We start from the raw sequence: 10,521 nt of genomic DNA, 5'->3' as shown, positions 1-10,521 counted from the left end.
TATATCTTCAAACTTAACTTCCGTTTTAGGAATTTCAATTTGAATATAACCTCCGGCTTTATAATCCATTGTTTCAGGAATTTCTACCACAAACTCTTTAATGAATGATGCCACGTTGTAGTTTCGTACTACGGTTGCATCCCATTTCTTAATTCCGAAAACTTCTTCAGGAATGGTGATTTTCATGTCTTGCTTAACCTTTACCTGGCAACCAAGTCTCCATCCATTTGCGATTTCCTTTCTGGTAAAATGTGGCTCTTCCGTAGGAAGGATTGCTCCACCTCCATCTTCAACGATACATTTACACTGGATACAAGTTCCACCACCACCACAGGCAGAAGGCAGAAACAATTTATTATCTCCAAGAGTTGAAAGCAAGGTTCCACCTGAACCTACTTCAATATCTTTTTCGTTGTTAACGTTGATTGTCACAGGTCCTGAAGGCGATAATTTGGCCTTAGCTCCTAAAAGCATTGATACCAATAACAAAATCAAGACTAAGAATACTACTACACTAGCTATTATAACTGTCATAATCTTCTTTTACGATTATAATTTAATTCCCATAAAACTCATGAATCCAAGCGCCATAAGTCCGGTAATGATAAACGTGATACCAAGACCTTTTAAAGGTGCAGGAACATTTGAGTATGCAATTTTCTCTCTGATGGCCGCGATGGCAAGAATAGCAAGAAACCATCCTATTCCACTCCCAAGTCCATAAGTAATCGCTTCTGAAATTCCTCCAAAATCTTTTTGCTGCATAAAAAGTGAACCACCCAGGATCGCACAGTTTACCGCAATAAGCGGAAGGAAAATACCAAGTGCACCGTACAGAGCCGGAGCAAATTTTTCAACGATCATTTCCACAAGCTGTACCATGGATGCGATTACCGCAATGAACATGATAAAACTCAGGAAACTTAGATCCACATCCGCATATTCAGCTCCAAGCCAGGAAAGTGCTCCAGGCTTTAGAAGGTAATTATCCAGTAGAAAGTTGATAGGCACAGTGATCGCCAGTACGAAGATCACAGCAGCACCCAAACCAACAGCTGTTTTTACAGTCTTAGATACCGCCAGGTAGGAACACATTCCCAGGAAGTAGGCGAATATCATATTCTCTATGAAAATACTTCTTACAAATAGATTAACTAATTCCATTCTTTATATACTTTTTTGCTGTACAGCTATTAGTTTTGTTCGATTAGTTTACGATTTCTGGCACGTTGTACCCAGATGATCAATCCAACCACTATAAGAGCCATTGGAGAGAGTAACATCAAACCGTTATTTTCATATCCTAAAGCATACAGCCCAGTAGACTCAGCCATCGTTGCACCTTTATGTCCTAATACTTCGAATCCAAAAAGTTTTCCAGACCCAAGTAATTCTCTAAAGAATGCCACAACAACCAGAATTAAACCATAACCTGCAGCATTACCAATACCGTCAAGAAAGGACTTGTAAATTCCGTTCCCAAGAGCAAAGGCTTCCAAACGCCCCATTACAATACAGTTCGTAATAATAAGACCAACGAAAACCGACAATTGCTTGCTTACATCAAAAGCATAGGCTTTTAAGATCTCACTTACCAGAATTACTAGTGAAGCAACAACAACCAGTTGAACAATGATCCTGATCCTACTTGGGATAAGATTTCTTAACATAGAAACGATCATATTACTGAAGGCCATTACCACCATTACAGCGATGGCCATTACTACGGCCGGTTCCAGCTGCACAGTAATTGCCAATGCAGAACAAATTCCCAGTACCTGAACGGTAATAGGGTTATTGTCATCTAATGGATCGGAAAGTAATTTTCTATTTCCTTTGGAAAGAAAATGCTCCCTTTCTTCAGAATTTGAAAGGAATAGGATCATTTCCCGTTTCTTTTCTTCCTCTTTAGCAGAGTTGAATTTTTTCTCTTCAGCCATATCTATCTAGTTGCTACTTTAAATCCTTTTTGCTGCTCGAAATAAGGCAAATAACGCTTTAATCTTTCTGAGATCATATCAGAAACACCATCACCTGTGATCGTTGCTCCTGAGATTGCATCTACCTGATTATCTTCCTTATCTGAAACATCAATATTTCCTTTAACTACAGAAACCCCTACAAGATTACCATTGGAATCAAAGATCTTTTCATCTGCAAATTTCTCTTTAAACCACTGCTTTGTAATTTCTGCACCAAGTCCCGGAGTTTCCCCAAGGTGGTCAAATGTCGCACCTTTCACGGTGTTGATATCATCTTTTAAAGAAATGTATCCAAAGATCGCATTCCAAAGTCCGTTTCCTCTAAGAGGCACGATATAATACCTGGAACCCTCAACTTCGGCCACGTAAAGTGGAAAAACCTGCTCTCCAACATCCTTTTTGATCTCTTTCGCAAGATCAACCTTAAATGCGTCTATAGACTCATCTACCGTACCATCTTCAGTGATCGCTACTTCTTCAACGATATACTTATCATAAAGTTCCTTAGCTCCATCTCTGTCGGTAGTAATTCCAACAGTAGAAAGTATATTCTGCATTTTTTCTTTACGCACATTCTCCATTTGTGTTGGCTGGAGAGAGATAGCGGCAAAGGCAAGTACAGCGGCAACTACAACTACCATGATCACAGAGAACATGAAAGTATAGCCGTTGCTATTCGTTTTATTTACTGATTTTTCTTCCATAACTAAACTGCTGTTTCTACTTGAGGGTTAGCATTTTTAAGTCTTTTCTTTCTTCTTTTCACATTAGATTCTACCACGTAGTGATCGATCGTTGGTGCGAAAACATTCATAAGCAGAATACCTAACATCACACCTTCAGGATATGCCGGGTTGAATACTCGAATCATTACTGAAATAAATCCAACAAGGAATCCATAGATCCATTTTCCTTTCATTGTTTGTGCTGCTGAAACCGGATCTGTTGCCATAAAGACAATACCAAAAGCAAGACCACCAACAATAAGGTGTAGATACCATGGGAAATTCGTTAAGTTATTACCTTCAATACCTAAAGAAGGTAGCGCATTAAAGATCAAGCCCATCACTGCAGCTCCAATAAATGCACTCAAGATAATTCTCCAGCTACCTACTTTACTAAGTACAAGTAGTAATGCACCAGCCAGAATACAAATCGCTGAAGTTTCAGCAATAGATCCCGGGATCATTCCAGAAAACATATCTAATGGTGTATAACCTGCCTCATTTCCAGCTGCAAGATTTCCAAGAATCGTTTCACCAGTTACTGCATCTACTTCATACGCGTTACTAACCCAAACGCTATTTCCAGACATATAAGTTGGGTAAGCAAAGAAGGCAAATGCACGTGCCGTAAGTGCAGGATTCAGAATATTCATTCCTGTCCCACCAAAAGCTTCTTTTCCAATAAGTACTGCGAACACTACTGAAAGTGCTACCATCCAAAGCGGAATATCAATTGGCATGATCATAGGAATAAGCAAGCCGGTTACCAGGTAACCTTCATTTACTTCGTGTCCTCTAAAGATCGCAAATGCGAATTCAATTCCAAGACCTACAGCATAAGAAACTGCGATCATTGGCAAGATTTTTCCAGCACCGTGAAGGAAAGCATCTATAAAAGGTACACCGTTGGCATATTCTGGCAATTGGTGAAGATATTGATATCCACCATTCCAGAATCCAAACAAAAGAGCTGGAATAAGAGCGATCACCACGGTAATCATAGTTCTCTTAAGATCCACAGCATCACGAATATGCGCCCCTTTTTGTGTAGTATGATTTGGAGTAAATAAGAAAGTATCTAATGCATTTACTGCAGGAGCATATTTCTCGTACTTCTCGCCTTTGCTAAAAGGCTGTTTCATTTTATCTAATCTCTGTCTAATCCATTCCATATTCTTCAGCTTTTTAACCTACTTCGGTAATCATTAAATCAAGACCTAATCTTATTACTTCCTGAATCTCAATCTTGGAAGTATTTACATATTCTACAGTTGCAAAATCTTCAGGAGCAACCTCGTAGATTCCCAGATTTTCCATTTTCTCGATATCACCAGCCATACACGCTTTGATAAGCTGCATCGGGTAGATATCCATAGGTAAAACCTCTTCCATTTCACCTGTTACCACCAAAGCACGCTCTTCACCATTTAAATTCGTGGTTGGAGTGTATTTTTTATTTGGAAACAACCAGGACAGCGAAGTTCTGGAATGTGAATGTATGTTGTTATAGGTAAATGGCAACCATCCAAAGATTCGGTAATTGTCACCTTCAGGAATTAGCGTTAGCTCGTTCTCAAAGAATCCTAAATACTGGTTATTGCTTAACTGAGTTCCTGTAAATACATCACCAGAGATAATACGAGTACCTTCTGCAACTTGACCAATAAGATCTGTTACATTAGAACCAATAATCGTCTGATAATATTTCCTGTTTTCAGCTTCACTTCCAACCACAGCAACCGTGCGCTCCGCACGATATTCTCCGGTTAGAAAAACATTACCAATAATTGCAACATCCTCTACTCCTACAGTCCAAACACGCTCGCCTCTATTGATAGGGTCAAGCTTATGGATTTGAACACCTACATTACCTGCAGGGTGAACTCCTTTTACGTGATGAAGCTCAACACCTTGAATTCCTTTTAGGTATTCAGCTGAAGAATCATCTACAGAAAGATGAACTTTACCTGGTGTAAGTTTTCTCAAAGCATCAATTCCTGCCTGAAATGCAGCGATCTTATCTTTGATGATAAAACCCTTATCTGCCGCCAGAGGAGCAGTTGTTACCGCTGAAATAAAGATCGCCTTAGGAGTATCCTTAGGATCTGCTACGATGTCGTATGGTCTTTGGTTGATAAAAGCACCGCAACCACTTTCAAGAAGAAGCTCACGGACATCCTTCACATCAGCTTTAGCAGGATCCAGTTTTTTGAATTCACGGTAAGTGTTTTCAGGATCTGCCTCAATGATTATTTCGAGGATCCTTCTTTTGTCACCTCTTTTGATTTCTTTAAGAACACCACTAACTGGTGTAGTAAAGCGAATTTCCTCGGTATATTTCGAATAGAAAATCTCATCACCTGCAAGAAGCTTAGCTCCTTCTTTTACTACCATTTTTGGCACAACAGTGTGAAAATCTGGCGGTTTGATCGCGTAAGTTTTGGATCTCGGAGCCTTTACAAGCTCTTTTTCCGCCGCCCCTTCTAATCGCAGAGATAATCCTCTTTTAATTCGAATGTCTTTTGACATAGGATGGAGTGTATGTTAAATTTTTAGTTTAAAGTCGGGCAAATTTAAGAATTTTCACTCCATTTATCCCAAGAAATGTCAGAATTTTACTTTGGTCAACTGTTAAATTAAATGGATGCAAAATGCTTATTTCTATTAACTTTGCTTTTTACTCCAACTTTATGAAAGGCTTAATTATTTTCCTGACATTTTACCTGCTTCAGCCGTGCATTTATAGCCAGGTTGTTATCGAAACCCTGCCACCTCCATTTATTAGAACCATTATATTTCAGGGAGATTCCGTAGAAAATAAAGGAAATCCAATCATTCGATTGGGTGCCAGGCTTCAATTAAGTTTTGATGATATCATTGGGGATGAAGCCGATTATTATTACACGATCGAACATTATAATTTCGATTGGACACCTTCTCAACTCACTAAGAACGAATATCTCGAGGGTTTTGATGATGTCAGGATTATCAATTACCGGAATTCGCTAAACACCTTACAACCCTATACTCATTACGAGCTTGATATTCCGAATAAAAATGTACGCGGACTCAAAGTTTCGGGTAATTATATGATAAGCGTCTATAATGCGCAAAGAGAAAAGGTATTCTCACGAAAATTCATGGTGTACGAACCTGTAGCGCAAATTACTGCGGAAGTAAAAAGAGCCAGAAACCTTGAGTTTATCGATGAAAAACAAATTATAAACTTCAGTATAAATTCTCCAGACCTGCTTCTGAAGAATCCTGACAGAAATGTCAAGGTAAGCCTTATTCAGAATTTTAATTTAAAAACTGCGATTACAGATCTTAAACCGCAATACACCATCGCTAACGAACTTATCTATCGCTATGATACTGAATCTTCTTTTTGGGGTGGCAACGAATTTCTTCAGTTTGATAACAAAGAAATAAGAGTTACCAATGCTGATATTGCCAAGGTTGACATGCAGCAGCTATATCTCCATTATCTTTTTATGGATGTCACCAGGGACGGGCTGCCATACACATACAATCCTGATATCAACGGAGGTTTTGTGGTTAGAAATGTGCTTGCAGAAAATTCAGACCTGGAAGCCGATTATGTTTGGATGAGATTTACTTTACGAAATTATGATCCGCTTGAAGGTAAACAGATCCATCTTTATGGAGGGTTCAATAATTTTCAACTGGACGAAAGCACAAAGCTCGAATATAATAAGGAGAGCGGTTATTATGAATTAGCAAGATTGTTTAAGCAAGGATATTATAACTACAAATATGTGGTGACAGGTCCAGACGGGATTGAAGACGGAGCAATTAGTGGAAACTATGATGAAACTGAGAACAATTATACGATCCTGGCCTACTACAGAAGTCCGGGAGCACGTTATGACAGATTGATTGGTGCAGGAGGTGCGAATTCAAGAAACATTCGTAATTAAGCTGTTTATATGCCAGATATCGAAAATAGGATTGAAACTTACCAGTATAGAGGTCAGCATTGTCTAAACTGTGAATTGCCTTTAGATAAAAATGACCGGTTTTGTCCCAATTGCGGACAATTGAATACCACTAAAAAACTTAGCTTTTCAGACCTGTTTAATGAATTCTTTTCAGGAGTATTTGCCTATGACTCCAGGTTTCAGAGGACATTAAGAATACTTCTTTTCAGACCAGGAAAGATTTCAAAAGATTATGTGGAAGGAAAGAGGACCAGGTATGCAAATCCCTTCAGGTTCTACCTGAGTGTTTCCATTATCTTCTTTCTGATCTTTAGCCTTAGCCTGGATCCTAGCGAAAATTTTGGACGACAGGATCGGGACGAAGATTTGCTTTCAAAACTTGACCGTAAGGAATTGAGCGAGGCTTCCATGGATTCCATTAATAAAGTATTGACCAGCGATGATGTTGGTCTGGACAGCATCCAGAATAATGTTTTTACTGAAACTTATACTGAAAAGCTTGTGAGTCAGCCAGAACTGGACAGTATGAACTTTATTAATGCTTTTGCCAAAAAAGCAGATCTATACTATGCTTATCAGGATGAAACAGGGATTTTTACCGCTTCCCGGGCACTGGATAGTTTAAACCACGAACAATCTAATTATAATCTTTGGCTCTATAAGAAGGCGGTAGATGCAGGAACCTTTTCAAAAGACCCTGCGCTATTTATAAACTACTTTATAGGAAAGTTACCTTTTATCATCTTTATATTTTTACCGGTTTTCGCGTTATTCATCTGGCTGCTGTATTTAAGGAGGGACTTTAATTATATGGAGCACCTCATCTTTGCATTTCACGTGCAAACGGTGTTTTTTGTACTCTACAGCTTTGCACTGATACTGGAAATTGTTTTTAAATGGGAAATACTAACAACGCTGGCAAATTTTGTATTCCTATTCTATTTATACAAAGCGATGCGATTTTTCTACGGACAAAAACGTGTTAAAACGATTTTAAAGTTTCTACTCCTGAACCTAATATTCTTTACATTAGCCACAGTCGCTGCAATAATCTCATTGCTCGCTTCTTTTTCAATTTATTGAAACACATGATTCAACAGGTTACAAAAGGTATTAAAATCTCTGTGGAAACCAGATTCGAAGGGAAGTTTTATAAGGACTTCCAGCTGAAGTATGCTTTTGCTTACCAGATCACTATTGAAAATCAAAGTAACGATTCTGTTCAGTTAAAGTCCAGATTCTGGGAGATCAAAGATGCTTTAAGTGAAATCGAATATGTTTCAGGAGAAGGAGTGATTGGAAAAAAACCTGTTTTAAAACCCGGTGAAAGTCATACTTACCAAAGTGGTTGCTTACTTACCGCGCCCATTGGTTCCATGTCTGGATACTATAATATGATCAATTTCACGACTACAAATGAATTTCAGGTTAGAATCCCACCCTTCAGACTTGCTGCTACCTTTGCTTTAAACTAGTAAGATATTCTTCGGAGGTATCTTTATTTATCAAATTTTGATAAGAAAAATGAATACCATCAGGGCCATTTATAACCTGTGATATACTTTGAGTTTTAAGAAACCCACGGTCTATGATGAGACCGTATTCCTTATTTCCCTTGCCTGCGCTTTTATGAAAATTCAATAGACTCCCCGCAGTATAACCTTCAGCGCTTACCTCATCAAACCATTCTTTACGCTTTTTTTTCATTGCTTCAGAATAGAGCGGAGAAGATGACCACATATGCTGAGTGATGGGAAGATATTCGTGTTTATAATTTTTTCCATCCCATAATAATTGCTGAAAACATAGGCCATCATGCCATTCTACAATAATCATTGTGAAAGGCTCGATCCCATGAAAATTATATTTGTTTAGAAATGATCGCAATCTACACGCGGCAAGAAATTCTTTAACAACCACTCCCCGACTTTTACGATATTCAGGCTTGCGTTCATGTGGTTTCTCAGCTCCATTCGTAAGACATATACACCTGGAATTTTCGCTAACTCCCAGCCAGGTGCCTCCAGCCTGCTTGTCTTTCGGGAAATATTGTCTTACACCTGCAAAGCGCTCCCATGCGGGTGGAAGAGTTTCACGACCAACCGATTCGTCCCGGTTAGAAGTTAATACAAACCCAGACATAGACTCAGGACGGGGGACTAAAGTAACTGTGCACATGCTTTAAAATCAAAATTTTAAGGAAATGTACAAAAAAGTTAAGCTTTAGTAAAGGCAAGCCAGATGTTATTGCGTGCAACTTAATTTTTTTACCTTTATCGGAATTAGAAATAATCGAAAAGACAAAATTTATATTTATGGGAAAAGGATTTTTTCACGTACCAGTAGCGGTTAACGAAGAAGTAAAAAGTTACGCTCCGGGAAGCCCAGAAAGAGAAGAAGTATTACTTACTTATAAAGACCTTTGGAATGCGAATACTGAAGTTCCTCTTTATATTGGAGCTGAAGAAGTAAAAACAGGGAATACCAGAACCATCAATCCTCCACATGATCACGCTCATGTTGCAGGAACTTATCACACTGCTAAGAAAAAGCATGTGGAAAGAGCCATTTCTGAAGCTCTGGAGGCGAGAAAAAAATGGTCAAAACTGGAATGGGAACAAAGAGCTGCTATCTTTTTAAAAGCTGCCGATCTAATTTCCGGACCTTATAGACAAAAGATGAATGCTGCCACAATGATCGGGCAGTCTAAGAATATTTATCAGGCTGAAATTGATGCTGCTGCAGAGATCTGTGATTTCCTACGTTTTAACGTAGAGTATATGGCAGAACTGTACGATGAGCAACCAATTTCTTCGGATGGAGTTTGGAATCGCGTAGAATACAGACCATTAGAAGGTTTCGTTTACGCTATAACTCCGTTCAACTTTACTGCAATTGCAGGAAACCTTCCTTCAAGTGCTGCCCTTATGGGGAATGTTGCCGTTTGGAAACCAAGTGATAGCCAGATGTTATCAGCTCAGGTACTTATGGAAGTATTTAAAGAGGCAGGTTTACCAGCAGGTGTGATCAATATGGTAAACGGTGATCCAGAGATGGTAACCGACACTGTTCTGGCAAGTCCAGATTTTGCAGGAATCCATTTTACCGGAAGTACCAGTGTATTTAAAGGTATTTGGGGGAAAATTGGAAACAATATTCAGAATTATAAAACTTATCCAAGAATTGTTGGAGAAACAGGAGGAAAAGATTTTATCCTGGCGCATCCTACTGCAAAGGCTAAACATGTAGCAACAGCAATTTCCAGAGGTGCCTTTGAATACCAGGGTCAGAAATGTAGCGCGGCATCCCGTGTTTATATTCCGAAAAGCCTTTGGCCGGAAATTAAAGATTTCGTGATCGAGGATGTACAATCATTCAAGATGGGATCTCCGGAAGACATGTCAAACTTTATCAATGCTGTAATTCACGAAGGTTCTTTCGATAAGCTTGCAAGCTATATTGAAAAAGCAAAGAGCGATAGAAATGCAGAGATCGTAGTTGGAGGAAACTATGATAAATCTAAAGGTTACTTTATAGAACCTACCGTAATTCTTACATCAGATCCTCACTACACTACTATGGAAACTGAACTTTTTGGTCCGGTAGTAACAGTATATGTATACGATGATACTAATTTTGATGAATCTAAGTGGGCAGATATCTGCCAGACTGTAGATAATACGAGCATATATGCACTAACCGGAGCTATTATCTCTGGTGATCGTTATGCAGCTGCTCAGGCTACAGATCTATTGCAGAATGCAGCTGGTAACTTCTATATTAATGATAAACCAACCGGTGCAGTTGTAGGACAGCAGCCATTTGGTGGAGCAAGATCCAGTGGTACAAATG

General features: G+C 38.9%; 11 protein-coding genes. 4 read left to right on the top strand and 7 right to left on the bottom strand.

The window, feature by feature from the left end; all coding sequences use genetic code 11:
* The 6 genes from QZ620_RS11965 to QZ620_RS11940 all read right to left on the bottom strand — a co-directional run.
* A partial coding sequence (locus QZ620_RS11965) for a 2Fe-2S iron-sulfur cluster-binding protein (protein ID WP_295181936.1) occupies positions 1–534 on the bottom strand: 534 nt, incomplete at its 3' end.
* A 15-nt stretch (positions 535–549) separates the two neighbouring features.
* Complete coding sequence (gene nqrE, locus QZ620_RS11960; RefSeq protein WP_026914367.1) at positions 550–1,164, bottom strand: NADH:ubiquinone reductase (Na(+)-transporting) subunit E; 615 nt, start codon at positions 1,162–1,164, stop codon at positions 550–552.
* Positions 1,165–1,193: 29 nt separating this feature from the next.
* Positions 1,194–1,940 carry an NADH:ubiquinone reductase (Na(+)-transporting) subunit D gene (locus QZ620_RS11955; RefSeq protein WP_141878530.1) on the bottom strand — a complete coding sequence of 249 codons (747 nt, stop codon included), beginning with the start codon at positions 1,938–1,940 and terminating at the stop codon, positions 1,194–1,196.
* Positions 1,941–1,942: 2 nt separating this feature from the next.
* A complete protein-coding gene (locus QZ620_RS11950; RefSeq protein WP_295181934.1) occupies positions 1,943–2,686 on the bottom strand; it encodes a Na(+)-translocating NADH-quinone reductase subunit C in 744 nt (247 codons plus the stop codon).
* A 2-nt stretch (positions 2,687–2,688) separates the two neighbouring features.
* Positions 2,689–3,879: an NADH:ubiquinone reductase (Na(+)-transporting) subunit B gene (locus tag QZ620_RS11945; protein WP_295181932.1), complete on the bottom strand. Its 1,191-nt coding sequence runs from the start codon at positions 3,877–3,879 to the stop codon at positions 2,689–2,691.
* A gap of 13 nt (positions 3,880–3,892) precedes the next feature.
* On the bottom strand, positions 3,893–5,236 hold the full coding sequence (locus tag QZ620_RS11940; RefSeq protein ID WP_295181929.1) for a Na(+)-translocating NADH-quinone reductase subunit A: 1,344 nt from the start codon (positions 5,234–5,236) through the stop codon (positions 3,893–3,895).
* A gap of 161 nt (positions 5,237–5,397) precedes the next feature.
* Here QZ620_RS11940 and QZ620_RS11935 point away from each other — a divergent pair, with 161 nt between their 5' ends.
* From QZ620_RS11935 to apaG, 3 genes are read left to right on the top strand one after another with little or no spacing between them, the layout of a single operon-like run.
* Entirely contained in the window at positions 5,398–6,648 is a 1,251-nt protein-coding gene (locus QZ620_RS11935) for a DUF5103 domain-containing protein (RefSeq protein WP_295181926.1), read from the top strand.
* Between the two features lie 9 nt (positions 6,649–6,657).
* Complete coding sequence (locus tag QZ620_RS11930; RefSeq protein ID WP_295181923.1) at positions 6,658–7,752, top strand: DUF3667 domain-containing protein; 1,095 nt, start codon at positions 6,658–6,660, stop codon at positions 7,750–7,752.
* Positions 7,753–7,757: 5 nt separating this feature from the next.
* Positions 7,758–8,144 (top strand): Co2+/Mg2+ efflux protein ApaG, encoded by a 387-nt coding sequence (apaG, locus tag QZ620_RS11925; RefSeq protein WP_026914360.1) that lies wholly within the window; start codon positions 7,758–7,760, stop codon positions 8,142–8,144.
* On the opposite strand, the gene QZ620_RS11920 is transcribed toward apaG, so the two are convergent.
* Entirely contained in the window at positions 8,125–8,847 is a 723-nt protein-coding gene (locus tag QZ620_RS11920) for an NRDE family protein (RefSeq protein ID WP_295181920.1), read from the bottom strand. The genes apaG and QZ620_RS11920 overlap by 20 nt on opposite strands.
* 137 nt (positions 8,848–8,984) lie before the next feature.
* Between QZ620_RS11920 and pruA the strand changes: the two genes are divergently transcribed.
* Positions 8,985–10,521: L-glutamate gamma-semialdehyde dehydrogenase (gene pruA, locus QZ620_RS11915; RefSeq protein ID WP_295181918.1), on the top strand; the 1,537-nt coding region annotated here is incomplete at its 3' end.

It is taken from the genome of uncultured Christiangramia sp., assembly GCF_913046405.1.
Classification (GTDB): Bacteria; Bacteroidota; Bacteroidia; order Flavobacteriales; family Flavobacteriaceae; genus Christiangramia; species Christiangramia marina.
This window is presented reverse-complemented; position numbering and strand designations above follow the sequence as displayed.

Bases quoted from the DNA above. Each gene is read 5' to 3' on its own strand.
- nqrE (WP_026914367.1), bottom strand. From the start codon at position 1,164: ATGGAATTAGTTAATCTATTTGTAAGAAGTATTTTCATAGAGAATATG.
- QZ620_RS11955 (WP_141878530.1), bottom strand. From the start codon at position 1,940: ATGGCTGAAGAGAAAAAATTCAACTCTGCTAAAGAGGAAGAAAAGAAA.
- QZ620_RS11950 (WP_295181934.1), bottom strand. From the start codon at position 2,686: ATGGAAGAAAAATCAGTAAATAAAACGAATAGCAACGGCTATACTTTC.
- QZ620_RS11945 (WP_295181932.1), bottom strand. From the start codon at position 3,879: ATGGAATGGATTAGACAGAGATTAGATAAAATGAAACAGCCTTTTAGC.
- QZ620_RS11940 (WP_295181929.1), bottom strand. From the start codon at position 5,236: ATGTCAAAAGACATTCGAATTAAAAGAGGATTATCTCTGCGATTAGAA.
- QZ620_RS11935 (WP_295181926.1), top strand. From the start codon at position 5,398: ATGAAAGGCTTAATTATTTTCCTGACATTTTACCTGCTTCAGCCGTGC.
- QZ620_RS11930 (WP_295181923.1), top strand. From the start codon at position 6,658: ATGCCAGATATCGAAAATAGGATTGAAACTTACCAGTATAGAGGTCAG.
- apaG (WP_026914360.1), top strand. From the start codon at position 7,758: ATGATTCAACAGGTTACAAAAGGTATTAAAATCTCTGTGGAAACCAGA.
- QZ620_RS11920 (WP_295181920.1), bottom strand. From the start codon at position 8,847: ATGTGCACAGTTACTTTAGTCCCCCGTCCTGAGTCTATGTCTGGGTTT.